Annotated in this window: 24 protein-coding genes and 1 pseudogene; 7 read left to right on the forward strand and 18 right to left on the reverse strand. The window is 70.2% G+C overall.

Annotated elements, in window-relative coordinates:
* Nucleotides 1-158: 158 nt before the first annotated feature.
* A complete protein-coding gene (locus F0P95_RS01635) occupies nucleotides 159-2,261 on the forward strand; it encodes a phosphoglycerol transferase I (protein ID WP_182336667.1) in 2,103 nt (700 codons plus the stop codon).
* Nucleotides 2,262-2,334: 73 nt separating this feature from the next.
* On the opposite strand, the gene F0P95_RS01640 is transcribed toward F0P95_RS01635, so the two are convergent.
* The gene (locus F0P95_RS01640) at nucleotides 2,335-4,782 is read right to left on the reverse strand and encodes a DUF3772 domain-containing protein (RefSeq protein WP_232528731.1); all 2,448 of its coding nucleotides are present in this window, start codon (nucleotides 4,780-4,782) and stop codon (nucleotides 2,335-2,337) included.
* A gap of 106 nt (nucleotides 4,783-4,888) precedes the next feature.
* Nucleotides 4,889-5,137: a hypothetical protein gene (locus tag F0P95_RS01645; RefSeq protein WP_182335441.1), complete on the reverse strand. Its 249-nt coding sequence runs from the start codon at nucleotides 5,135-5,137 to the stop codon at nucleotides 4,889-4,891.
* 131 nt (nucleotides 5,138-5,268) lie between these two features.
* On the opposite strand from F0P95_RS01645, the gene F0P95_RS01650 reads away from it, so the two are divergent.
* From F0P95_RS01650 to F0P95_RS01660, 3 genes are all read left to right on the forward strand, one after another.
* Nucleotides 5,269-5,760, forward strand: coding sequence for a lipocalin family protein (locus F0P95_RS01650; RefSeq protein WP_182335442.1), 492 nt, complete (start codon nucleotides 5,269-5,271; stop codon nucleotides 5,758-5,760).
* Between the two features lie 24 nt (nucleotides 5,761-5,784).
* On the forward strand, nucleotides 5,785-6,996 hold the full coding sequence (locus tag F0P95_RS01655; RefSeq protein ID WP_182335443.1) for an NAD(P)/FAD-dependent oxidoreductase: 1,212 nt from the start codon (nucleotides 5,785-5,787) through the stop codon (nucleotides 6,994-6,996).
* A 98-nt stretch (nucleotides 6,997-7,094) separates the two neighbouring features.
* Complete coding sequence (locus F0P95_RS01660) at nucleotides 7,095-7,529, forward strand: hypothetical protein (protein ID WP_182335444.1); 435 nt, start codon at nucleotides 7,095-7,097, stop codon at nucleotides 7,527-7,529.
* 34 nt (nucleotides 7,530-7,563) lie between these two features.
* Here F0P95_RS01660 and F0P95_RS01665 read toward each other — a convergent pair whose 3' ends face one another.
* Nucleotides 7,564-7,887: a DUF6122 family protein gene (locus tag F0P95_RS01665; RefSeq protein WP_054667911.1), complete on the reverse strand. Its 324-nt coding sequence runs from the start codon at nucleotides 7,885-7,887 to the stop codon at nucleotides 7,564-7,566.
* Between the two features lie 238 nt (nucleotides 7,888-8,125).
* Here F0P95_RS01665 and F0P95_RS01670 point away from each other — a divergent pair, with 238 nt between their 5' ends.
* Nucleotides 8,126-8,596, forward strand: coding sequence for a YehS family protein (locus F0P95_RS01670; protein ID WP_054667913.1), 471 nt, complete (start codon nucleotides 8,126-8,128; stop codon nucleotides 8,594-8,596).
* 88 nt (nucleotides 8,597-8,684) lie between these two features.
* Here the strand turns inward: F0P95_RS01670 and F0P95_RS01675 are convergent, their stop codons facing one another.
* The 3 genes from F0P95_RS01675 to F0P95_RS01685 all read right to left on the reverse strand — a co-directional run bounded on the left by F0P95_RS01675 (nucleotide 8,685) and on the right by F0P95_RS01685 (nucleotide 12,384).
* Nucleotides 8,685-9,260 (reverse strand): OmpO family porin, encoded by a 576-nt coding sequence (locus tag F0P95_RS01675; RefSeq protein WP_182335445.1) that lies wholly within the window; start codon nucleotides 9,258-9,260, stop codon nucleotides 8,685-8,687.
* A 138-nt stretch (nucleotides 9,261-9,398) separates the two neighbouring features.
* Nucleotides 9,399-9,869 carry a Cu(I)-responsive transcriptional regulator gene (gene cueR / locus F0P95_RS01680; RefSeq protein ID WP_182335446.1) on the reverse strand — a complete coding sequence of 157 codons (471 nt, stop codon included), beginning with the start codon at nucleotides 9,867-9,869 and terminating at the stop codon, nucleotides 9,399-9,401.
* A 40-nt stretch (nucleotides 9,870-9,909) separates the two neighbouring features.
* Nucleotides 9,910-12,384, reverse strand: a complete 2,475-nt coding sequence (locus F0P95_RS01685) for a heavy metal translocating P-type ATPase (RefSeq protein WP_182335447.1) — start codon at nucleotides 12,382-12,384, stop codon at nucleotides 9,910-9,912.
* A 145-nt stretch (nucleotides 12,385-12,529) separates the two neighbouring features.
* On the opposite strand from F0P95_RS01685, the gene F0P95_RS01690 reads away from it, so the two are divergent.
* The gene (locus F0P95_RS01690) at nucleotides 12,530-12,730 is read left to right on the forward strand and encodes a heavy-metal-associated domain-containing protein (RefSeq protein ID WP_182335448.1); all 201 of its coding nucleotides are present in this window, start codon (nucleotides 12,530-12,532) and stop codon (nucleotides 12,728-12,730) included.
* Between the two features lie 24 nt (nucleotides 12,731-12,754).
* Here F0P95_RS01690 and F0P95_RS01695 read toward each other — a convergent pair whose 3' ends face one another.
* The gene (locus tag F0P95_RS01695; protein WP_182335449.1) at nucleotides 12,755-13,186 is read right to left on the reverse strand and encodes a hypothetical protein; all 432 of its coding nucleotides are present in this window, start codon (nucleotides 13,184-13,186) and stop codon (nucleotides 12,755-12,757) included.
* A 146-nt stretch (nucleotides 13,187-13,332) separates the two neighbouring features.
* Between F0P95_RS01695 and F0P95_RS01700 the strand changes: the two genes are divergently transcribed.
* The gene (locus F0P95_RS01700; protein WP_182336671.1) at nucleotides 13,333-13,722 is read left to right on the forward strand and encodes a DUF6165 family protein; all 390 of its coding nucleotides are present in this window, start codon (nucleotides 13,333-13,335) and stop codon (nucleotides 13,720-13,722) included.
* A 76-nt stretch (nucleotides 13,723-13,798) separates the two neighbouring features.
* Here F0P95_RS01700 and F0P95_RS17645 read toward each other — a convergent pair whose 3' ends face one another.
* The 11 genes and pseudogenes from F0P95_RS17645 to F0P95_RS01750 all read right to left on the reverse strand — a co-directional run bounded on the left by F0P95_RS17645 (nucleotide 13,799) and on the right by F0P95_RS01750 (nucleotide 22,247).
* Entirely contained in the window at nucleotides 13,799-13,927 is a 129-nt protein-coding gene (locus F0P95_RS17645) for a hypothetical protein (RefSeq protein WP_256363880.1), read from the reverse strand.
* A gap of 123 nt (nucleotides 13,928-14,050) precedes the next feature.
* A complete protein-coding gene (gene bioD, locus F0P95_RS01705; protein ID WP_182335450.1) occupies nucleotides 14,051-14,701 on the reverse strand; it encodes a dethiobiotin synthase in 651 nt (216 codons plus the stop codon).
* Nucleotides 14,698-15,990 (reverse strand): adenosylmethionine--8-amino-7-oxononanoate transaminase, encoded by a 1,293-nt coding sequence (bioA, locus tag F0P95_RS01710; RefSeq protein ID WP_182335451.1) that lies wholly within the window; start codon nucleotides 15,988-15,990, stop codon nucleotides 14,698-14,700. Before bioA ends, bioD begins: the two co-directional genes overlap by 4 nt.
* A gap of 45 nt (nucleotides 15,991-16,035) precedes the next feature.
* Nucleotides 16,036-16,605, reverse strand: coding sequence for a DinB family protein (locus F0P95_RS01715; protein WP_182335452.1), 570 nt, complete (start codon nucleotides 16,603-16,605; stop codon nucleotides 16,036-16,038).
* Between the two features lie 34 nt (nucleotides 16,606-16,639).
* The gene (locus tag F0P95_RS01720) at nucleotides 16,640-16,912 is read right to left on the reverse strand and encodes a hypothetical protein (RefSeq protein ID WP_054667926.1); all 273 of its coding nucleotides are present in this window, start codon (nucleotides 16,910-16,912) and stop codon (nucleotides 16,640-16,642) included.
* Between the two features lie 239 nt (nucleotides 16,913-17,151).
* Complete coding sequence (locus F0P95_RS01725; RefSeq protein WP_182335453.1) at nucleotides 17,152-17,625, reverse strand: hypothetical protein; 474 nt, start codon at nucleotides 17,623-17,625, stop codon at nucleotides 17,152-17,154.
* Between the two features lie 81 nt (nucleotides 17,626-17,706).
* Nucleotides 17,707-18,831 (reverse strand): alpha/beta fold hydrolase, encoded by a 1,125-nt coding sequence (locus F0P95_RS01730; protein WP_232528732.1) that lies wholly within the window; start codon nucleotides 18,829-18,831, stop codon nucleotides 17,707-17,709.
* A gap of 83 nt (nucleotides 18,832-18,914) precedes the next feature.
* On the reverse strand, nucleotides 18,915-19,625 hold the full coding sequence (locus tag F0P95_RS01735; protein ID WP_182335454.1) for a hypothetical protein: 711 nt from the start codon (nucleotides 19,623-19,625) through the stop codon (nucleotides 18,915-18,917).
* 179 nt (nucleotides 19,626-19,804) lie between these two features.
* Nucleotides 19,805-20,521, reverse strand: coding sequence for a DUF429 domain-containing protein (locus F0P95_RS01740; RefSeq protein WP_182335455.1), 717 nt, complete (start codon nucleotides 20,519-20,521; stop codon nucleotides 19,805-19,807).
* A 164-nt stretch (nucleotides 20,522-20,685) separates the two neighbouring features.
* Nucleotides 20,686-21,451 (reverse strand): annotated as a pseudogene (locus tag F0P95_RS01745) (TSCPD domain-containing protein).
* Between the two features lie 76 nt (nucleotides 21,452-21,527).
* Nucleotides 21,528-22,247, reverse strand: a complete 720-nt coding sequence (locus F0P95_RS01750; RefSeq protein ID WP_182335456.1) for a hypothetical protein — start codon at nucleotides 22,245-22,247, stop codon at nucleotides 21,528-21,530.
* Nucleotides 22,248-22,256: the final 9 nt, after the last annotated feature.

Here is a 22,256-nt window from a genome sequence, read left to right on the forward strand (position 1 = left end):
CATCGTGCACTGTGCCTTTTCCTGCAAACATTTCAGTCAGGTTCGTCTGTGCATGATTTCCGTCATCCACGTTTCATGAGCCTGACATGGGCCTGTGGATCGCGCCTTCGCTTCCCCTGCAGCGAGGCGCCTTCCGTTTCCACTACCCAAGCGACCGCATGCATTGGACCTTCTGGCTGTACCTGCCCGCCCTGTTCGTGTTGTTGCTGTGCACGCCCATGCTGGCGCGGCTCAAGGCGGGCCTGCTGTCGCTGGCACTGTTGGCATTGAGCGCCTGGTGGCTGATCGACCGGCTCAGCGGTGACGGCATCAACTCGGCCACGCTCTACCACCTGCGCAGCGACATGGAAGGTGCTGGCGTCGGCGACTTCACCGGGTATATCGCCGCGTTCACCGTGCTGGTCGTGCTTTCGCTGGTTCCGTTGCTGCTGGTGCGGGTGCGCCGCTTCCACCTGCCGCGGCATGGCGGCGTGCTGACCACGGGGTTCGCCGTGCTGCTGGCGGTCGCCGTGATCGGCAGCCCGCTGTATGGCGATGCGCGGCGCATGTACCAGCAGATGAAGCCGGTCGACTACAGCGCGGTGGCACCGGAGTACGTGGTGCCCACCCGGACGCTGGCGCGCCCGCGGAACATCGTGTGGATCTACGGCGAGAGCCTGGAGCGCACCTACCTGGACCAGACCGTGTTCCCCGGGTTGATGCCCAACCTGCAACGGCTGGCCGGGCAGGCGCTGGACCTGCGCGGCATCGCCTCGGCCGACGGCAGCGGCTGGACCATCGCCGGGCTGGTGTCATCCATGTGCGGGGTGCCGCTGACCACCGCGCAGGGCGACGAGAACAGCATGGGCCGCATGGGCAGCTTCCTGCCGGAAGCATTCTGCCTGGGCGACTATCTGAGGAAACAGGGCTACAGCAACCACTACATGGGCGGCGCCAACGGCCAGTTCGCGGCCAAGGCCGATTTCCTCGCCAGCCACGGTTACGACGACATCCGCGACCTGGCGTGGTTCCGGCAGCAGCGCATCGCCGCCCGGCACTTCTCCAACTGGGGCATCCACGACGACGTGCTGCTGGAACGCGCCTTCGACCGTTTCATCGAGCTGTCGCGTGCCGGCCAGCCGTTCATGCTCACCGCGCTGACCATGGATACCCACCATCCGGCCGGGCACCTGCCGGTCGCGTGCAAGGGGACGCGCTACCGCAGCGCCCACGGCGACATCGGCCTGCTCAATGCGCTCAAATGCACCGACCGGCTGATCGCCCGGCTGGTGGACCGCATCCGCGCCAGCGAGTTCGGCGACGACACCCTGGTGGTGGTCGCCTCCGACCACCTGGCCATGCCCAACGACCTGAGCCACGTGCTGGAAACCCTGCAGCGCGAGAACCTGCTGCTGTTCCTCGGCAAGGACATCGCCCCGCGCCAGCTGGCCGCCAGCGCCGGCACCACCCTGGACTCGGGCGCCACCCTGCTGCAGTTGCTGGACCCGGCCATCGACGCGATCGGCTTCGGCCGCTCGCTGCTGGCCACCCCGCGCGCGGCCAGTGCCAGCGTCGCCGCACTGAAGGCCGATCCGGCGGACTACGCACGCTACCGCGCGTTCGCGCGTTCGCTGTGGCTGGGCGAACAGACCCGCATGCTGCGCCTGGAGGACGACCAGGTACTGGTCGGCGTACAGAAGGTGAAGCCGCCGGTGCTGCTGGAGTACGACGCGCAATGGGCGCTGGAATCGGTGTACCTGGAGAACACCTCGCGCCGCTTCGACGAGGCCGACCCCAGCCATCGCCTCGCCTATGTGGATCGCTGCACCGCTTTCGAGGACGCCTCCGTCGATGGCCACTGGTGCGCGTTGCTGGTGGACAGCGACCAGGGCATGCGCCTGTACCGCGACGCGCAGCTGCGCCGCGGCATCGCCGTGGACGCCCCGCTGGAGCCGTTCCAAGGTCCACGCCCGAGCGTGCGCCAGTCGCGCATGATCAGCCGCACCGCGCAACCCACCCGCCCCGGCCGGTACGTGCTGGAGCTGTACGCCAGCCAGCGCCCCGCGCGCGCGTTCTGGGTCGAGGCGGTGTCGGCGCAGCGCAAGGTGGTGGTGGCCCAGCAATGGGTGCAGCCGGACAGCGACGGCCGCATCAGCCTGCCGCTGGGCCTGGAGGAACAGATAGACGACCTGGAGATCCGCGCCTGGCTGGGCCACGCCGAGACGCTGGCGGTGGAGCGCTACGCGCTGGTGCCGGCGATCGGCGGCCGCCCGCGTTCCTGAGCCGCGGCGCGGCCTCCGCGGCGAACGCGTCCGACGCAGCCCCGCCGCGGGTGGCGCCGGGGCCGGCAGCGGTTTACTGCACGGGGTCGTCGGCCTGTGGATCGGCGTGCAGGACACGTACGTCGGTCGGGGTCACCAGCGCGATGCCCTGCTCGGCGGTGGCCTGCAGCAATGCGAACAGCAGGTCCGAGCGCACGCCATACACCGCACGCGGACTGGACACGTAGGCAAAGCAGTTCAGCGCCACCAGGCCGCCACTGATCGAATCGATGAACACCGACGGCGCCGGCTCGTCCAGCACCTTCTCGTGGCCCGCGAACAGCTCGAGCAGCAACTGCCGCACGCGTCCCACGTCGGCGCCCAGCGGCACCGAGAACTGGATCTGCACGCGGCCCAGCGCGTTGGCCATCGTCATGTTGCGGATGGTCTTGGTGATCAGCTCGGAATTGGGCACGATCAGGGTGGACTTGTCGCCCACCTGGATCTCGGTCGAACGCACCGAGATGCGGCGGATGTCGCCCTCCTGGTCGCCGATCTTCACCCAGTCGCCGATCTTCACCGGGCGCTCGGCGAGCAGGATCAGGCCGGAGACGAAGTTCTGGGTGATCGCCTGCAGGCCGAAGCCGATGCCCACCGACAGCGCGCTGGCCAGCAGCGCCAGCTTTTCGAACCCGATGCCCAGCGTGGCCAGCGACCACAGCACCGCCAGCGCGATGCCCAGGTAACGGGCGACGGTGCTGATCGAATTGCGCGCGCCGCTGTCCAGGCCGGTCCGCGGCAGCCAGGTGTCCACCAGCCACTGCTGCAGCACCTTCATCAGGCCCAGGCCGAGCAGCAGCACCAGCAGCGCCCACAGCAGCGCCGACGGGCGCAGCGTCTGCCCGCCGATCGTCAGCCCGGTGTTCAGCGTGTCCGCCCAGGCCGACAGCGCCGCGGTATTGCCGAACCACACCACCACCGCGGCGATGCCCAGCAGCACCACGCCGATCCGCAGCACCGCCGACAGCAGCACGCCGGCCTGTTCCATGCGTGCCGGCGACACGCCGGTGGACAGCCGCAGGGTACGGCCGAAAGCGCTGTCCGGCGCGAACAGCCACAGCGACAGGTCGTCGGCGAAGCGGGTCAGCAGCGCCACCGCCATCACCACCACGGTGACCCATACCATCTGCTGGGCGAGGAACATCGCGAAGTTGAGATAGCCCAGCAGCGTGGCCACCAGCGCCGACAGCACGGTCAGGTGCCCGCCCAGCCGCGCCAGCACCAGCCAGCCGCTGCGGGTGGCGCGTGGCGGCCTGCCGTCGGCGGCGGCACCCGCCTCCTGCTCGGCCTGCGCGGCCGCGGCGGCACGGCGCCGGTGCAGCCGCGCCAGCGTCACCAGTGCCGCCATGATCAACGCCACGTAGCTCAACGCGACCAGGCCATCGAGCGTGACCGTGCTCACCGTGGAGGTCCGCGCCGAGCGGTTGATCTCGCGCAGCAGCGCGGACAGCCAGGTCAGTCCGGCCGCGCCCCAGGCGAACCGGCGCAGGTGCAGCGCGGCGACGTCGTCGATGCCCAGCAGCCGCCATGACGGCCGGTGCGGCACCAGCAGGCTGGCCGCCAGCGCGGCGTAGAAGGCGGCCACGAAGCTGGCCAGGACGAAGATGTCGGCCACTGATTCCAGCCGCGGTGGAATCGCCGAGATGCCGCGCAGGCTGGCGACCACGACCATCGCCGCGAAGCCCGGCAACAGGGTGCCGACCAGCAGCAGCCACACCGCCAGCCCGGAGCGCCGCAGGCGCCCGTCCGGGGCCCGCTCGGAGGCGGCGTAGCGGCGGCCCAGGCGGCGCAGCCACAAGCGCAGCGGGAACACCATCAGCAATGCCAGTCCCGCGCCCACCAGCGGCGCGGTCCAGCCGTGCGCCGCCACCGCCGCCTTCAGGCCGCCGGCGGCCTGCCGGTAAAGCCCCTGCAGCCGCGCCAGGTCGTCGGGCAGGCTGGCGGCGAACTGCCGCCACAGCGCCGGCGACAGCGGCGAGCCGACCTTGCGCCCGAGCTGCTCGCCGAACTGCTGGGCGCGCGTCTTCTCGATCGAATCGCTCAGCTGCCGCGCATCCTCGGCCAGCAGCTTGCCGCGCTTGATGTCCGCATCGAGCTGGCTGCGCTGCTGGTCCAGCGCACCGCGCTGGCGGCTGATGCTGCGTTCCTCGGTGGCGCCGTCGTCAAGCGGCCCGAGCTGGGCGATGCGGGCGTCGATCTGCTCCAGCTGCGGCGCCAGCGCAGCCACCGCCGCATCGGCATCGCGCCTGGCCTGCAGCGCCTGCTCGGACAGCGTCCGCAGCGTTTCCGGCGCATCGGCGTCGTCGAGCGAGCGGCGTACCGCCTGCAGCGCGCGCTCGGCCTGGGTGATGCGGGCCTGCGGCGATGGCGCCCCGGTGGCGGTATCGACCGCCGCGGCCACCCCGCTCGATACCCCGCTGCCGACCAGCAGGAACACCAGCAACAACGCACGCAGCAACGGGAAACGGTAGCGGAAGGACAAGGCGGTGGACCGGCAGGCATGCGCGGACCACCGCGCGTGTGCGGACTATAAGACAGCCCGCGTCCACGCTCCGCCAACGGCGCGCCGGCCCGCGCCAGGGCGGCCCTCAGTACTTCAGGCCAAGCTCGGCGACGTGCGGGCGATGCGCCGCGTACAGGTCCTGGAATTCCTCTTCGGTGAACTCATCGGGGGCATACACCGCCACCGGGTCCCACTGCCGGTCGGTCGCCAGCGGCTGCCGCGGTCCGGCGCGCAGCGAGTAGCTCGCGCCCTCGTACTCGACCAGGTCCGGCACCTGCTCCCAGCTTTCGCGCGCGTAGCGCTCCAGGTCCTTGAGAAGGATCACCGCGTACATGGGCCTCTCCCGTTTTCGGAACGGCAAGCCTAGCGCAAGCGCGCGGCCGGGGGAGTGCCACGGGCGGCACGCACGCCGCATTCACCGCCGCTGTCCTATAGCTGCACCGCCAACCCCGACCAGGAGCCGCCATGGATGAGCCGCCACTGCCCACCGTTCCCGCCCTCGACCTGCCGCGCTATCTCGGCACCTGGTACGAGATCGACCGCCTGCCGATACGCCACGAGCCGGAGGACGCCACCGACGTCAGCGCGCACTACACGCTCGCGGAGGACGGCAGCATCCGCGTGCGCAACCGCTGCCTGCGCGGCGGCGAACTGGTGGAAGCGATCGGCCAGGCCAAGCCGGTGGATGCCTCCAACAGCCGCCTGGAAGTGAGCTTCCTGCCCGAAGGGCTGCGCTGGATTCCCTTCACCAAGGGCGACTACTGGGTGATCCTGGTCGATGGCGGCTACACCGCGGCGCTGGTCGGCAGCCCCGACCGCAGGTACCTGTGGCTGCTGTCGCGCGAACCGCGGATGGACGAGATCACCCGCCAGCACTACATCGCCTACGCGCGCCAGCAGGGGTTCGACGTGGACCGCATGATCCACACGCCGCATACCGGCCACCCCACTGCCTGACCGGCACCGCGGCGGAGCCGGCACATGGACCTGAAGAGCGGCTATCCCTTCTGGGCGATCAGGAACGGCCTGATGCACGCCTATCCGCCGCTGGCGCGGGCGTTGCGCTGCGACGTGCTGGTGGTCGGCGGCGGCATCACCGGTGCGTTGATCGCCGACGAACTGGCGCGGCACGGGCACGATGTGGCGGTGGTCGAGCAGCGCGACATCGGCTGGGGCTCCAGTGCCGCCAGCACCGCGCTGCTGCAGTACGAGATCGACACCCACATGGTCGACCTGGCCACGCGCTACGGCGAGGACGCCGCGGTACTGGCCTATCGCGCCTGCGCCGACGCCATCGGCCAGCTGCAGGCGCTGTCCGCGGGACTGCGCGGCGTCGACTTCCGCCGCGGCGACAGCCTCTACTACGCCAGCCGCACCCGCCACCGCGGCGCCCTGCGCGCCGAGTACGAACTGCGCAGGAAGCACGGCTTCGGCGTGTACTGGCTCGAGCCGGGCGAGATCGGCGATGGCTACGGGTTCCAGGCGCCGGCGGCGATCCTCAGCGACCTGGCCGCCAGCATCGACCCCTACCGCATGGCGCACCGGCTGCTGGCGCGACTGCAGCGGCGCGGCGCGCAGGTGTTCGACCGCACCACCATCACCGGCCTGCGGCCGACGTCGCGGGGGGTGCTGGCGACCACCGCCGACGGCATGCAGGTGCGCTGCGGCCACGTGGTGCTGGCTGCCGGCTACGCCAATGCGCACTGGCTCGACCAGCGCGTGGCGCGCAACCGCAGCAGCTATGCGTTCGTCACCGATCCGCTGCCGGCCGCGATGCTCGGCCCACTGCGCAGGACCATGCTGTGGGAGTCGGCCCGGCCCTACCTGTACCTGCGCAGTACCGCCGACCTGCGGCTGCTGGTCGGCGGCGAGGACGATGCCATCGACATACCGGCGCGCCGCGACGCGCGCGTCGAGCGCAAGGCGCGCCGGCTCGCGGCCAAGGTGCAGCGGCTGTTCCCGCAGCTGCCCGTGACTCCTGCCTTCGCCTGGGCCGGGACCTTCGCCGAGACCCGGGACGGCCTGCCGTTCTTCGGCGCGCACCCGCAGTGGGGCCCCCGCGTGCTGTTCGCCATGGCCTATGGCGGCAATGGCATCACCTATTCGATGATCGGCGCCGGCCTGCTGCGCGCGGCCATCGAGCGGCGCCGGCACCGGCTGGCCGCGTTGTTCGGATTCACCCGCCCGGGGTGAACCGCCACCGCCATGACAGCCCCGGTTCACCGCCGCCGCGGTAGCGTCGGCGTGTCCCACCTGCCACGATGACGGCCCCAGCCAGGAGCGCCAGCGCGATGAACCGGTCCCTCATGATCCTTGCCTGCCTGCTGGCATCGCCCCTGGCCGCGGCGCAGACCGCGGGCACCACGCCGGGTTCGCTGGACCTGAGCGTGCCGCAGGCGCCGCTGCGCTACCTCAACGACCCGTCCTACCAGGCCGATGCCCCGGGAACCTATTACGGCGACCACAGCGGCCCGCTGCCGCGCCGTGATGCGGGCACGGCGACCGTCACCGACGACAAGCTGCAGGTGCACGGTACGCTCAGCACCGGCATCGGCTATTCCAAGGCGTTCGGCAACAGCCACTGGAGCGCGGCCGACATCAACCTCGGCAAGAACTACACGACCGACGAGGGCAAGACCCGCCGGGTGGACGTGAACATCCACGTCAGCCAGGGCAAGGGCGTCGGTCCGTTCGGCTACGGCCCGGGCCCCTGGTACGGCTGGTAAGCCCGGGCCACCACGGCCACCGGCAGCGCCGGCATCAACCGCCGCAGCGCATCCAGACGCAGTCGATGGCGTCCAGCGCCAGGTGCAGCAGCAGGCCGATGCCGAACAGCCGCGTGCGGCGCGGCAGCAGCAATCCCGCGTAGACGGCGGCCGCCGGGGCGGTGTGCAGCGGATGGAAGCCGATGCTGCAGCGGTCCGGCGCGTAGATCGGATCGGCCAGCAGGTGGTCCAGGTCGATCACCCAGCCCAGCAACAGCAGCAACCAGGCGCGGCCGAACCGGGGCCGCCAGAACATCCACGCCAGCAGGGCGGGCACCGCCGCATGCAGGCACAGGTGCAGGATCGCGCGCAGTCCCATGCGCTCAGGCGCCCGCCGGCCAGGCCCGGTCGACGCCGGCGCCACGCGCCGTGCCCGCGCGCGGCGCGCGGCGGGTGGCCAGCGGCCGCGGGGCGTCGGCGGAAGGAGCGGCGGAAGCGGGAACAGGCATGAGGGCGCGGCCAGGGGAATCGCCCCCCAGTGTACCGGCCGCCGCTGGCGCCAGCGTTACACTGTGCACCTTGCCGGGCAGTCGCGCCACGGCCGTTCCGGAGTGGTGATGATCAACAACGACGTACTGCGCAGCATCCGCTACATGCTCGACCTGGGCGACAAGCACGTGGTGGACCTGATCCACCTGGCCGACCCGGCGTTCGACGTGGACCCGGCGCAGGTGCACGATTTCCTGCGCCGCGACGACGAGCCGCTGTTCGAGGCCTGCCCGGATGCGGCGCTGTCGCGTTTCCTCGACGGGCTGATCTACCACTTCCGCGGCCGCGACGACTCGCAGCCGCAGCGCGCGCCGGAAGCGCGCATCACCAACAACCTGGTGCTGAAGAAGCTGCGCGTCGCCTTCCAGCTCAAGGACGTGGACATGCACGAGATCTTCGCCGCGGCCGGCTTTCCACTGTCCAAGCCGGAACTGTCGGCGCTGTTCCGGCAGCCGGACCACAAGAACTACCGCGCCTGTGGCGACCAGTTGCTGCGCAATTTCCTCAAGGGCCTGACCGCACGCGTGCGCGCGGCCTGAAACCGCGACACGCCCGTGCGCAGCGCGGGCACACGGCACAAAGCCCGGCAATGCCGGGCTTTGTGCTGTTCCGCGTCTGCCAGGTGGGTTACCAGCTGAAACGCGGGCCGACCGACCACTCCTTGTCGCCGTGGCGGTCCATCTTCAGGTCGCCGTTGATGCCCCAGTTGCGGTTCAACTTCACCTGGCCGCCGAGGCGACCATAGAAGGCACCGTCCGGGTTGACGCCGTGGGTGCGGGTGTAGTCCTGGTAGCCGGCGAAGGCATACACCTCGACGTGCTCGCCGAACGCGTTGCGCAGGCCCACTTCGGCGTTGTAACCGTCCAGGTCCAGGCGGCTGTGGTGCGGATCGAACTTCTGGTAGGCCACGCGTGCGACCAGGTCGGTGCCCGGCGCGATGGCGCGGTTGTAGCCGGCGCCGATGCGCCACTGGTCGAACCTGGCGTTGCTGTGGTCGATTTCCTGCTGGGTGAAATCGCCGAACACGTGGAAATTCGGATGGAAGGCCCAGGAGCCCTTCAGCGCCCAGCCGTCGGCATCGGGACCGGAGATGTCGGTCTTGACGTAGTCGCCTTCGACATAGTTGTAGGAAAGGGTGTCGGCAGCGGAAGCGGCGAACGGGAGGGCGGCCGCCAGGGCCAGGGCAATCAGGGACGTCTTCATGGGGGGGTACACCTTCAGGAATTACTGTCTGGTGGCGCGGCGGCACGTTCTGCCACCTGCGTCCGGATGTAATTTTTCCGTTATCCAGCTCAACGATCGCTGAAGTCGCCGTCCCGCCAGTCCGGCGTTTTTTGGCCTTTATTCAGGCGTTTTCTGGCACGCGCGCAATGCGCCGCGCCTTGCCGGCGGAGTGTCTGTCAGCGGCGCGGGGTGCAAGGGCGCGCCGGTGGCGATATCGCTCAGGATCGGGCAGTCCGGGCGCTCGTCGCCGGCGCAGCAGTCGGCCAGGGTGCGGACGGTGGCGACCATCTCCTGCAGTTCGGCGATGCGCTGCTGCAGCACTTCCACGTGCTCCAGCGCCAGGCGCTTGACGTCGGCGCTATGGCGCGAACGGTCGCGCCACAGCTGCAGCAGTCCGGCGATGCGCTCGACGCTGAAGCCCATGTCGCGCGAGCGCTTGATGAAGCCCAGCGTGTGGATGTCGCGGGGGCCATAGACGCGGTAGCCCGAGCCGGTGCGCGCCACCGGGCCGATCAGCCCGTTGTCCTCGTAGTAGCGGATCATCTTGGCCGAGATGCCGGTGGCCTTCGCCGCCTGGCCGATGTTCATGGCGCCTTCCATCGTCGTCTCCGGTTGCGCGCGGGCGGGATCAGGGCGCGAAGCGCCGCAGCCGCAGCGCGTTGCCCAGTACGAACACCGAGGACAGCGCCATCGCGCCGGCGGCGAACACCGGCGACAGCAGCACGCCCCACAGCGGATACAGTACGCCGGCCGCCACCGGGATCAACGCGGTGTTGTAGGCGAATGCCCAGAACAGGTTCTGGCCGATGTTGCGCATCGCCGCCTGGCTCAGCGCGATGGCGTTGGGCACGCCCTGCAGGCTGCCGGACATCAGCACCACGTCGGCCGCCTCGATCGCCACGTCGGTGCCGGTGCCGATGGCCATGCCGACATCGGCCGCGGCCAGCGCCGGGGCGTCGTTGATGCCGTCGCCGACGTAGGCCAGGCGGCCATACGCGGCCTTCAGCCGGTTCACCGCCTCGACCTTGCCCTCGGGCAGCACTTCGGCCACCACCTCATCGATGCCCAGCTGGCGCGCGATGGCCTCGGCGGTACGACGGTTGTCGCCGGTGATCATCGCCACCTTCAGCCCCAGCGCGTGCAGGTGGGCGATGGCCGCGGCGGTGTCGGCCTTGATCGGATCGGAAACGGCGATGATCGCCGCCAGGGTGCCGTCGATGGCGGCGTACAACGGGGTCTTGCCCTCGCCGCCCAGCCGTGCGGCGACATCGGCGAACGCCGTCACCTCCAGCCCGAGCGCGCGCATGAAGCGGTCCGCGCCCACGTCCACCCGCACCCCGTCCACCTGTGCGCGCACGCCGTGGCCGGTGACCGATTCGAACGCCTGCACCGGCGGCAGCAGCAGGCCCTCCCCGTGCGCGGCGGCGACGATCGCGCGGGCGATCGGGTGCTCGGAGCGGTCCTCCACCGCCGCCACCCGCGCCAGCACCTGCGCGCGGGTAAAGCCGGCGGCCACGTGCAGGTCGGTCAGCAGCGGCCGGCCCTCGGTCAGGGTGCCGGTCTTGTCCACCGCCACCACCCGCGCCTCCTTCAACAACTGCAGCGCCTGGCCCTTGCGGAACAGCACGCCCAGCTCGGCGCCACGGCCGGTAGCGACCATGATCGAGGTCGGCGTGGCCAGGCCCATCGCGCACGGGCAGGCGATGATCAGCACCGCCACCGCATTGACCAGGGCGAAGGTCAGCGCCGGCGACGGGCCGAACGCCCACCACGCGGCGAAGGTCAGCAACGCCAGCGCCATCACCACCGGCACGAACCAGAGGGTGATGCGGTCCACCCGCGCCTGGATCGGCAACTTGGCACCCTGCGCCTGCTCCACCAGACGGATGATCTGCGCCAGCACGGTGGCGCCACCGACGGCGGTGGCGCGCACGCCGAGTGCGCCGGTCTGGTTGACGGTGCCGCCGACCACGCGGGCGCCGGGGGCCTTGGCTACCGGCACCGGCTCGCCGGTGATCATCGATTCGTCCACGTAGCTGTTGCCGTCGACCACCTCGCCATCGACGGCGATGCGCTCGCCGGGGCGCACGTCGACCACCTCGCCGGCCATCACCTGCGCCAGCGGCACGTCCACCGCACCGCCCTCGCGGCGCACCCGCGCGGTGCGGGGCTGCAGCTTGAGCAGGCGCCGGATCGCCTCGGAGGTACGCCCCTTGGCGCGCGCCTCGAGCATGCGCCCGAGCAGGATCAGGGTGACGATCACCGCCGCCGCCTCGTAGTACACGTTGACCGTACCGGCCGGCAGCAGCCGCGGCAGGAAGGTCGCCACCAGCGAGAAGCCATAGGCGGCCAGCGTGCCGACCGCGACCAGCGAATTCATGTCCGGCGCGGCGCGCAGCAGCGCGGGAATGCCGGCCAGGTAGAAGCGGCGGCCCGGGATCGCCAGCACCAGGGTGGTCAGCGCGAACTGCAGCAGCCAGCTGTTGCGCGTGCCCAGCGTGGCGGCGATGGCGTGGTGGAAGGCCGGCACCAGGTGCGCGCCCATCTCCAGCACGAATACCGGCAGGGTCAACGCCGCGGCCAGCAGCAGGTCGCGCCTGAGCACGCGCAGCTCCTCGTCGCGGCGCTGCGCCTGGCGTTCCTCGTCCAGTGCCGAGGCCAGGACCCGCGCCTGGTAGCCGGCCCTGGCGACGGCGGCGGTCAGCGCGGCCGGATCCAGCCCGGCCTCGCCCTGCACCTGCGCGCGGCCGGTGGCCAGGTTGACGCTGGCCGAGCGCACCCCGGGCACCTTGGCCAGCACCCGCTCGACCCGGCCCACGCACGAGGCGCAGGTCATGCCCTCGATGTCCAGCTCCAGCGGCGCGGGCGCGGGCACCTCGTAGCCGGCCTTGTGCACCGCCCGCACCAGCGCCTGCCGGTCCACGCCGGTGCCGCGCACGGTGGCGCGGCCGGTGGCCAGGTTGACCGCGGCGCTGGCCACCCCGGGCACGGCGGCCAGCGCGCGCTCCACCCGGCCCACGCACGAAGCGCAGGTCATGCCCTCGACGGCAAGCTCGTGCACCTGCGCGCCCGCAGCGGCGGGATTGTGGCTGTTCGGGGTCATCACCGGCTCACCTGGGGTTGTCCATGATGGCGGCACCTTAAAGCTTCCCATCATGGGAAGGTCAACACCCCGGGCTGCCGTGCCGCGGCGCTTGACCTTGCCACCATGGCAAGCTCCAGACTGCCCTCCCCCAAGGAGAACCGCCATGAACCTGCATATCGAGAACATGACCTGCGGCGGCTGCGCGCGCAGCGTCACCGCCGCCATCAAGGACGTGGACCCGGCCGCCACGGTCGCGATCGACCTGGCCGGCAAACGCGTGCACATCGAATCGGCACAGCCGGCCGAACGCTTCACCGCGGCGCTGGACGACGCCGGCTTTCCGCCGCAGGTGGAGCCCGCCTGAGGTTCCCGGACGCGCGTGGCCGCGCTATCGGCCCACGCGCGTCCACACCTCGCGCTCGACGCGGCGCCCGCCGTCCCAGCGCTCCAGGGTCCAGGTGTCGCCCTCCAGCGTGTAGCGGAATTCGTAGCTGCCGCCGTTCTCCAGCGGATAGGACGCCATCAGCGGCCACTCCAGGTAACGCGTGGCGTCGCCCTCGTAGGTGCCCGAGCCCGCGGCCCAGAACGCGCCGTTGCGGGTGCTGGTGAAGGCGAAGCGGCCGTCGGCCAGCACCTTGGTGCCGGCCAGGCCGTGCCGGGCATAGTCCGTGCGCACGCCGTCGCCGTCGACGGATTCACCCGACTGCAGCCGCCAGGCGCCCTGCAGCCGCGCCAGGCCGGTGGCGGCGCTGGCAGTGGCGGTGGCCGCCGCACACAGCAGCGTCATGGTCATCAGGCGCAGGATCGGGGGCATCGGCATCGCGCTCTCGGCACAGGACAGAGCGGCATTGTGCACGGCACCGGCGTTGCCCGCCGGCATCGGTCCGCCGGCAACTTCCGCGCTCGGCCATCGGCACTGGCGGGGGGCGGTATCATGGCGCCCGAATCTTCCTTGGCGGCATGCACGTGCAGACCATCCTCACCCCGGTATCGATCGGCGAACTGATCGACAAGATCACCATCCTCGAAATCAAGGCCGAGCGCATTGCCGACGCGGGCAAGCTGGGCAACGTGCGTACCGAGCTGGACGGGCTGTGGCCGCTGTGGCTGCAGCAGCAGTCCGCGCGCCCGGAACTGGCCGCGCTCAAGCAGCAGCTCAAGGCGATCAACGAGCGCATGTGGGACATCCAGGACCAGCTGCGCGCAAAGGAAACCGCGCAGGACTTCGGCGAGGCGTTCATCGCCCTGGCGCGTGGCGTCTACGGCACCAATGGCGAGCGCGTGGCGGTCAAGAACGAGATCAACCGCATCGCCGGCTCGGCGCTGGTCGAGGAAAAGCAGTACCAGGGCGAATAAGCCGCCCGGCCCGGCGCGATGGAAATGAAAAGGCCAGGTCGATGACCTGGCCCGCGGGATACAGCGCAGATGCGGTTCAGTGCAGGGCGGCCGGGGTGCCGCGCGCCTGTTCGGCCGGTACCGGTGCGGTCTTGATCGACAGGCACATGGGGCACACGCTCTCCAGCACCTTGATCGCGGGTTGATACACCGTATTGCACTTCATGCACTGGACCATTCCAGTCGTGATGGCTTCCATAAGCCCTCTCTTTGTCGTTGTTCGATCCAGCAATATCGGGGCGGCAGGCAGCCTTTTCAAGGGGGTGGGCATCGCCCGCCCGCCGCCGGCTCACTCCAGGGCCAGTACCGGCACGTCGTACCAGCGCGCCTGCGGGAAGCGCGCCTGCATCCAGCCACGCAGGTAGCGGCGGCTTTCGGCGGCGATGACCTCGTCGCCGCCATCGTCGCGGCTGTTCCAGGCGATGCCGTGCAGGGCGACGCCGCGCGCGGCGATGGCTTCCAGCGACAACAGGGTGTGGTTGATGCTGCCCAGGCGCCCCGACGTGACCAGGATCACCGGCCAGCCCTGCCGCGCCACGTAGTCTAGGATCAGCAGTTCCGGGGTCAGCGGCACCAGCAGCCCGCCGGCGCCTTCCACCAGCACCGTGGCGTAGCGGGCGCGCAGGCGCGCGGTGGCGGCACCGATGGCGTCCAGGTCCAGCGTGCGACCCTCCAGCCGCGCCGCCAGGTGCGGCGAGGCCGGGTAGGCGTACAGCGCCGGCATGGTGGTGCCGTCGCGATCCTCCTCGAACAGGCCGCAGCCCATCAGCCGGCGGTGCAGCAGGATGTCGTCCGACGCGCCGGCGCAGCCGGTCTGCACCAGTTTCTGGGTGATCACCTCGCTGCCCTGTTCGAGCCACTGCCGCGCCAGCCAGCCGGTCACCACGGTCTTGCCGATCTCGGTGTCGATGCCACCGACGAAGATCACCTCGCCGTTCATGCCCGCATGTCCTCGTCCTGCAGTCCTTCCACCAGCGCGAGCATGCCATCGCACAGCTGCCGCAGCTGCGCGTCGTCGATCACGTAGGGCGGCATCGCGTACACCAGCCGCCCGAACGGGCGGATCCAGATGCCCTGCTCGAGCATGCGCTGCTGGATGCGTTCGAGCCGCAGCGGCGCGGTCAGCTCGATCACGCCGATGGCGCCGAGCACGCGCACGTCGGCCACCCGCGGCAGCGCGCGCGCCGGCGCCAGCCGTTCGCGCAGGGCCTGTTCGATGCGCTGCACGTTGCCCTGCCAGTCCTGCGCCAGCAGCAGCCGGGTCGAGGCCAGCGCCACCGCGCAGGCCAGCGGGTTGGCCATGAACGTCGGCCCGTGCATGAACACGCCGGCCTCGCCGGAGGCGATCGTGTCGGCGATGTCGCGGCGGGTGATGGTCGCGGCCAGGGTCATGTAGCCACCAGTCAGCGCCTTGCCGATGCACAGGATGTCCGGTGCGATGCCGGCGTGCTCGCAGGCGAACAGGCGACCGCTGCGGCCGAAGCCGGTGGCGATCTCGTCGCAGATCAGCAGCACGTCGTGCGCGCGGCACAGCCGTGCCAGTTCGCGCAGGTACTGCGGGTGGTAGAAGCGCATGCCGCCGGCGCCCTGCACCACCGGCTCGATGATGAAGGCGGCCAGTTCGTCGCCGTGGTCGGCGAACAGGCGCTCGAGCGGCACGATCTCGGCCGGGTCCCATGCCCCGTCGAACGGCGTGGCCGGCGCCGGCACGAAGCGGCGCGACGGCAGCGACGCGCCGAACAGCCCGTGCATGCCGGTGACCGGGTCGCATACCGACATCGCGTTCCAGGTATCGCCGTGGTAGCCCGAGCGGGTGGTGGCGATGTCGTGGCGGCGCGGACGACCGCGCGCGGCCTGGTACTGGATCGCCATCTTCAGCGCCACTTCCACCGACACCGAGCCGGAGTCGGCGTAGAACACCGCATCCAGCGGCTGCGGCACCATCGCCAGCAGCTGCTTGCCCAGGGCGATGGCCGGTTCGTGGGTGAGCCCGCCGAACATCACGTGCGCCATGCGCCCGAGCTGCTCGATCGCCGCCTGGTTCAGCTGCGGATGGTTGTAGCCGTGGATCGCGCACCACCACGAGGCCATGCCGTCGATCAGGCGGGTGCCGTCGGCCAGCTCCAGCAGCACGCCATCGGCGCGCGCCACTTTCAGCGCCGGCGGCGCGTGGCCGAGTGCGCTGTAGGGATGCCAGAGGTGCTCCCTGTCGAATGGATCGGTCAGCATGTACGTATGGACTGCCACCGGCGCGGCGGCGTGCGGGCGCGTACCTTACCGCTTCATCCGCGGGCCCGCATCCGGATCCGCCGTGGGCAGGGCGCCTTCACGCCGCCCGGGCTGGTGCTGGTGGATGAACACGGTATAGGTGTCGGCCGGGTGCGGCACCCGGGCCAGGTCCAGCGCGTGGCCGATGGCGCCGCGGTGGTAGGTGGCATGGTTGAGCACGTGGAACAGGATTTCACGCCGCGTCATGCAGCCGTCGCGACCGTCGGCGAAGCGGAAGCGCAGCGCCTGTTCCCATTGCACCGGCGCCAGCGCGGCCAGATGGGCGGCATACCACTGGTCGGACGCTTCCAGCCGCATGGCCAGCGCCTCCAGGGCCGGTACTTCGGCGGTATTGGTGGTCGCATGCGGCGGCGCCTCGCCCAGCAGCCGCGCGCGGAACAGTTCCTCCACGATCACGATGTGGTTCAACTGCTGCCGCGCGAAGGCGACGCTGGCGGGGAACGTCCGTGCGTCCACGGCGCGTATCGCCTCCAGCGTGCGTTGCATCGCCCAGCGCTTGTAGGCGAAGGCTTCGTCGAACAGGCCGCCGTGCACGCCCGCCACCGACGACGTCATCGCGGCAGGTCGGGGACGCGGCGCGAAGCGGGCATCATGCCTCGTCTTCGTCCTCGTCTTCCTCGCCTTCCTCGTCCTCGTCGTCTTCCTCCTCGAACGCGTCCAGCTCCTGCACGCGCACGAAGTTGGGCAGTGCGTCGGCGAAGCCGATCTGCGCGCCGTCGGCGATCATCGCCCGTACCTCGCGCTTCATCGCGCTTTCCACCAGTGCGAAGCACACCACGCCCTGCGCGCTTTCCTCGCCGTCTTCATCGAACACGGCCACCCAGCCGGCCGCGGGCATGATCTGGATGATGTTGTCTTGCATGGACGGTCACCAGGATTGACTGAGCCCCAGAGCTTGCGCGAAGCGCATGACCAACGCAATCGCGGCGCACCGGTTCATCCCGCTTTCCGCCCCCAGGCCGGCGCAGGCGCAGGCGGCCTGGCCCGCGCTGTCACGGCAGGGCCCGCGCCAGCGCGCCCTGCCGCGCACATCGGCCGCACGGATCGGGCAATGTCAGGCGGACAGCGGACGGCCTTGGGAAGGCCGCGCCGTGGCGGCGCTCAGTCCGCCGCCCAGGTGCCGCCGCCCTGCGCGCAGCTGGCCGGCAGGCCCGCCAGGTCGTCGGCCGAGCGTTCGTAGTAGTAACCGTCGAAATCCTGACCGAACAGGCGCCGGCAGCTGCCCTGCGACGGCGATGGGCAGGCGTCCATGTAGGTGATCTCGCCCGCCTTGCCCCCCATCTGCGCCGAGGTCTGCGCCAGCCCCTCGCACACGCGCTTGAGCTGGGCCTCGGTGGCGGCCCCCGCCGTCTGCACGCAGTCGCGGGAGCGGATGACCTGGCCGAAAAGCTGGAACTCACCGGCAATCATGCAGGCGTGCGTGGCACCGCCCTGCGACCCCGCCCCGGCCGCGGTCTCCACCGGCGCATCCGTCGGTGTCGCCGGCGCAGGCGCGTCCGGCGCGCCACAGGCCGCCAGCACGATCATCGCGCCGGTCAACGCCAATGCCCTTCCCTGTCGCCATGCCGATGCCATGCAATGCTCCTTCATCCGGTGAAGGCCGATCATAGCGTGCGCGCGTGTCCCTCGATGGCGCGGGCACCGGGGTGCGGGCCGTCAGCGTCCGTCGGCTTCGCCCCGCAGCGCCAGTGGCCGCACCTGCTCCAGCAGGCTGACCAGGGTCCTGCCCGGTTCCTCCCACGGGATCATGTGCGCGGAATGCTCGAACCAGACGCCGCGCTTGTACGGCGCGTGCACCTGCGCCAGCCAGGCCGCGGTCGGTTCCGAAGGCGTGGTGTAGTCGTGGCGCCCCATGAACATCAGCACCGGGATGGGGAACCGCTTCACCCCGCGGTAGTCCACCTGCAGGAACTCATCCAGCAGCCGCCCGAGGGTGAATTCGCTGCCGGCATTGATCGCGCAGCGCGCCGCATCGTCGTAGTCGGGCGACAACCGCGGCCCCTGGAAGAAGTAATCCGACTCGCTGCGGAACGCGCTCAGGCCGCCGTAGTACTGCGGCCATCTGCGGGCCATGACAATCCGCTCGCGGGTGATCGGCGCGTCGCCCGGATAGGGCGCGATGGCCTCCATCTCGCGTACCGCTTCGGCATTGCCGCGCTCGCGCGCGGTGCGCAGGCCGTAATCGAAACTGACCCGCTCGTTGGTGCGTACGTCGATCACCTGGCCGATGCCGACATAGGCATGGAACAGGTCCGGGCGCTGCAATGCCGCCTGCATCGCCACCACCGTGCCCCAGCTGTGGCCGACCAGCACGACCTTGCGCTTGTGATAGCGCCTGCGCAGGTAGTCGGCCAGCTCGATGGCATCGTCCACGTAGCGCTGGATGCGCAGCGTGCCGGCCACCTCCTCCCGTGGATTCAGCAGCAGCGTCCGGCCAGCGCCGCGCTGGTCGTAATTGACCACCGTGAAGTACTCCTCCAGCGGCCGCTGGAACTGCCACAGCGTCGGGATCAGCGGCGACGCCGGCCCGCCGTGCACGAACAGCAGCAGCGGGTTGTCGCGGTCCTGGCCGCGCACGTTCACCCATTGCGCGATGCCGCCGATCTGCGCCGCGTAATCCTCCTGCACGCCGCTGGGCGCGACGATGCGCCCCAGGTCGGCGATGATCCCGCGCGCCGGCGCGTAGCTGGAGCGGTCCGGGCAGGCCTCCTGCGCGGCAGCCGCCAGGGGCGCCACGGCCAACATCAGCGCGGCCAGCGTGCGGCGGCTGTATTCGATCATCGTAATCGCCCTCCATACAGGGTCGATGGCGTCACCGGGAAGCGACGGGCCCACAACACCATCGCCGCCTCGGCGGCGCCGGCTCATTCGCCCAGTTCCGGATCCAGCAACAGCAGCGCGGCGGCAGCGGCCGCGACATAGACGCGCTGTTCGTCGTCGAGCCGGCGATCCAGGTGCACGCGGCCGCCGTTGACCACGTCGACCACGGCAAGCGTGCTGCCACCGTCGGCAATCGCGTAACCGGTGGGCGTCATGCCGCTGACCGGCGTGCCCTGGTAGCCATACACCGCGCGCACCGTGTAGTCGCTGCCCCACGGCGACCGCAGGTGGCCACGCAGGCCATCGCCTTCGTGCATCACCTCCAGCGCCTGCGGCGGGCGGCCGTCCATGCGCAGCCCACAGGCCAGCAGCGGCCCCGCCAGTGCCGTCACGTCGACCGTCAGCCGGCCCGACGCGTCGCCCCTGCCCACGGTCCATGCCTGCGTGCGGCACTGCACCTCCACCGGCGGCTGGTCGCGCGCCACCATCGTGTAGTCGTAGGGCCTGGACGTACGCCCCACGTCGAATGCCGGCAGCGGCACGCGCCAGGAGAACGTCGAGCCCTCGCGCATCCGCAGGGCGCTGTACGGGCCGAACCGCACCGGCTGGTTGAACCGCCGCGGCGAGTGGCCACTGACCTCGTAGGCCACCGCATCGGCGGCGAAGCCGTCGGGCATGCGCATCTGCGCGGGGGTGCAGGCCGGCAACAGCGGGAGCAGCAGCAGGCAGACCGCAACCGGAGCAGTGATGCGCATGACGGTATCCAGCAGGGGCGATGGGCGGATGCTAGGGCCGGCGCGCCAGGCGCCACCCCTGCCATTGGTTTGCCGGCCTGCGGACATTCAGCCGGTGTTGCCGGATCGGCCGGTCGCCGGGGCGCGCCCCCCTTCTTGCGCGACGGGGCCAGCGGCCAATGCGCCCACGCCGCGACGGATCAGTACCAGATGGCAGCGGGCAACCCCGTCGTGTCCGGCTCCACTTGCGCAGGCAGCGATCGCGCACGGCCGCCAGCGATACGCTCGGCACTCCAGAGCGCCGCCAATGCATCCAGTATGTCGTCGGTTGCGGCCTGACGCGCTGGAACGGCACGCACCAGTTCCATCACCGCGTCCCGGCCAAAGATGCCCGCCAGCAGGCTGACACGCACCTCCGCACCGGCAAAGGTGCGCTTGCCATCCACCAACCCACGCCCCGCCCCGCCATTGAGCGCAGCAAACGATACTTCGGGGTGTATTTCGCGCACCCGTTGCCGTGCATCCACGTCCCCCTGGAGCAGTTGGTCCCACTGGCGGATCTTGGGCAGGATCGCGAACGAATGCGCACCGAAGCCGCGGCCGTCGATCTCCCGGTGGCGGCGGGATGCCTCGGGCTGCGAGCCCGCATCGAGAATGCCGCGCACGGGCGTGGAGAAAACACTACTGGCCCGCTTGCCGCCAACGAAGGAGCGCGCCTCGCGATCGGCCGGGCGGCCGCCCTGCTCGCAGAGTCCTATCGGAATATCCACCGCGATCACCCGGGCCGTCCGGTGCGTGTGGAAAAGTCGCTGGGCGTCGGGGTACAGCGCATGCACCAGCCCGCCCCCACCCCACCATACGGCGATCCATCCGCTGCCGGCGCCATCCACGCCGACGCATCCCTTGAACTGCTCCATGCTTCCCCCCCGGGCACTGGTCACAGGACGACGCAGCCGCCTACGCACGCCTGCGTCCACACCCACTCGCAAAGCAGCCCCATCGACTGCTCCCCGCCGGCGGAAAAGACAAGGGCCGGGTGCTCGCGCACACCGGCCCCGGTCTCATCCGGCGTTGCCGCCGCTCAACCGCACTTGCTGTACCCGCAATTCAGGCAGGTGGCGCATCCGTCCATCACCACCAGCGCCTTGGTGCTGCACTTGTGGCACATGGTGGCGCTGGGCGGGAAGCTGGTGCCTTCGCCGGTGACCTGGACGTCCTCATCGCGCGCGGCCGGGGCGGCGACTACGGCGTCAGTGTTTTTTTTTTGAGCGGTCCTCGAACTGCTTGCGCTTCTCGGCGATCAGCGCGCGCTGGTGGGCGCTCATTTCCGGATCGTGCAGCAGGCCGATCGACTTCATGTGGTCCTCGACGATGGAGCCCAGTTCGGCGACCAGCGAGGGCATGTACACGCCGCCGGCCTTGAAATAGCCGCCCTTGGGGTCGAACACGGCCTTCATCTCGTCGACGATGAAGGTGACGTCGCCGCCCTTGCGGAACACCGCGGACATGATGCGGGTCAGCGCCACGATCCACTGGAAGTGCTCCATCGACTTGGAGTTGATGAAGATCTCGAACGGACGGCGCAGTTCGTGCTCGGTACCGGCGTTGAGCACGATGTCGTTGATGGTCACGTAGAAGGCGTGCTCCACCAGCGGCGACTTGATCTTGTAGGTGCTGCCGATCAGCACGTCGGGGCGCTCGATGCGCTCGTGCATGTGCACGATGTTGCTGTCCTGGGCATCGTCCTGCGCCTGTGCGACCGGAGCCTTGGCCGTCGCTTCCCGGGCCTTGTCGTCCGGGGTGATGACGGAATAACCCTTGATTTTCTTGTCGATCTTGACGGCCATGGTGCGGGTCCTGGTTATGCGTTGTGATGCGGGTTGCAGCGTCCCCGCCCGCTGCGGGCGGGGACGCGGGTGCGGCTTACTTGCGGGCGGCCTTCTTGACCGCCTTCTTCACGGTGGCGGTCTTCTTCACGGCCGTCTTGCGCGCCGAAGCGGCTTTCTTCGCCACCGTCTTCTTTGCGGAAGCGGTCTTCCTGGCCACCGTCCTGCTGGCCGAGGCCGCCTTGCCGGCCACCTTCTTCTCGACCTTCTTCACCGCCTTCCTGGCAGCGGCGGTGCGGCTGGCGACTTTCTTGGCGACCTTCTTGCCGGCCTTGTCGACGGCCTTCTTCACCGCGGCGGTCTTCTTGGCGACGGCCTTGGCCACCTTCTTTTCGGCGGCCTTCACCGTCTTCCTGGCCGAGGCGACCTTCTTGACCGCCTTCTTCTCGGCAGCGGCGACGGCCTTCTTGGCGGCAGCCTTCTTGCCGGCGCCCTTCTTCTTCAGGGCCGCAGCCTCGGCCTTGGCGCTGGCCTTGGCGGCTTCCAGCTTGCGGCGCACGCGGGAAACGGTCTTGCCGACTTCCTTCTTCGCAGCGGCGGCCTTCTTGGCGACGACCTTCTCGGCCTTCTTGACCGCCTTCTTCACCTTGGCGACCTGCCGGGTGGCACCGGCCTCGACCTTGCGCGCGCGGGTCTTGACCGCGGCAACGGCATCGCCGGCGGTGGCGGCCATGGCGTCACCCAGGCTGGCTGCGGTCTCCTTCACGTTCTCGGCAACCTGGGACACGGTCGCCGTCACACCATTGCCATTGCTCATAAAGCCCTC

Origin of the sequence: Stenotrophomonas acidaminiphila (assembly GCF_014109845.1) — a bacterium.
GTDB lineage: Bacteria > Pseudomonadota > Gammaproteobacteria > Xanthomonadales > Xanthomonadaceae > Stenotrophomonas > Stenotrophomonas acidaminiphila.

Excerpts from the sequence above, each read along its gene's own strand:
- F0P95_RS01635 (WP_182336667.1), top strand. The coding sequence starts at position 159 with ATGCATTGGACCTTCTGGCTGTACCTGCCCGCCCTGTTCGTGTTGTTG.
- F0P95_RS01645 (WP_182335441.1), bottom strand. The coding sequence starts at position 5,137 with ATGTACGCGGTGATCCTTCTCAAGGACCTGGAGCGCTACGCGCGCGAA.
- F0P95_RS01650 (WP_182335442.1), top strand. The coding sequence starts at position 5,269 with ATGGATGAGCCGCCACTGCCCACCGTTCCCGCCCTCGACCTGCCGCGC.
- F0P95_RS01655 (WP_182335443.1), top strand. The coding sequence starts at position 5,785 with ATGGACCTGAAGAGCGGCTATCCCTTCTGGGCGATCAGGAACGGCCTG.
- F0P95_RS01660 (WP_182335444.1), top strand. The coding sequence starts at position 7,095 with ATGAACCGGTCCCTCATGATCCTTGCCTGCCTGCTGGCATCGCCCCTG.
- F0P95_RS01665 (WP_054667911.1), bottom strand. The coding sequence starts at position 7,887 with ATGGGACTGCGCGCGATCCTGCACCTGTGCCTGCATGCGGCGGTGCCC.
- F0P95_RS01670 (WP_054667913.1), top strand. The coding sequence starts at position 8,126 with ATGATCAACAACGACGTACTGCGCAGCATCCGCTACATGCTCGACCTG.
- F0P95_RS01675 (WP_182335445.1), bottom strand. The coding sequence starts at position 9,260 with ATGAAGACGTCCCTGATTGCCCTGGCCCTGGCGGCCGCCCTCCCGTTC.
- cueR (WP_182335446.1), bottom strand. The coding sequence starts at position 9,869 with ATGAACATCGGCCAGGCGGCGAAGGCCACCGGCATCTCGGCCAAGATG.
- F0P95_RS01685 (WP_182335447.1), bottom strand. The coding sequence starts at position 12,384 with ATGACCCCGAACAGCCACAATCCCGCCGCTGCGGGCGCGCAGGTGCAC.
- F0P95_RS01690 (WP_182335448.1), top strand. The coding sequence starts at position 12,530 with ATGAACCTGCATATCGAGAACATGACCTGCGGCGGCTGCGCGCGCAGC.
- F0P95_RS01695 (WP_182335449.1), bottom strand. The coding sequence starts at position 13,186 with ATGCCGATGCCCCCGATCCTGCGCCTGATGACCATGACGCTGCTGTGT.
- F0P95_RS17645 (WP_256363880.1), bottom strand. The coding sequence starts at position 13,927 with ATGAAGTGCAATACGGTGTATCAACCCGCGATCAAGGTGCTGGAGAGC.
- bioD (WP_182335450.1), bottom strand. The coding sequence starts at position 14,701 with ATGAACGGCGAGGTGATCTTCGTCGGTGGCATCGACACCGAGATCGGC.
- bioA (WP_182335451.1), bottom strand. The coding sequence starts at position 15,990 with ATGCTGACCGATCCATTCGACAGGGAGCACCTCTGGCATCCCTACAGC.
- F0P95_RS01715 (WP_182335452.1), bottom strand. The coding sequence starts at position 16,605 with ATGACGTCGTCGGTGGCGGGCGTGCACGGCGGCCTGTTCGACGAAGCC.
- F0P95_RS01720 (WP_054667926.1), bottom strand. The coding sequence starts at position 16,912 with ATGCAAGACAACATCATCCAGATCATGCCCGCGGCCGGCTGGGTGGCC.
- F0P95_RS01725 (WP_182335453.1), bottom strand. The coding sequence starts at position 17,625 with ATGGCATCGGCATGGCGACAGGGAAGGGCATTGGCGTTGACCGGCGCG.
- F0P95_RS01730 (WP_232528732.1), bottom strand. The coding sequence starts at position 18,831 with ATGATCGAATACAGCCGCCGCACGCTGGCCGCGCTGATGTTGGCCGTG.
- F0P95_RS01735 (WP_182335454.1), bottom strand. The coding sequence starts at position 19,625 with ATGCGCATCACTGCTCCGGTTGCGGTCTGCCTGCTGCTGCTCCCGCTG.
- F0P95_RS01740 (WP_182335455.1), bottom strand. The coding sequence starts at position 20,521 with ATGGAGCAGTTCAAGGGATGCGTCGGCGTGGATGGCGCCGGCAGCGGA.
- F0P95_RS01750 (WP_182335456.1), bottom strand. The coding sequence starts at position 22,247 with ATGAGCAATGGCAATGGTGTGACGGCGACCGTGTCCCAGGTTGCCGAG.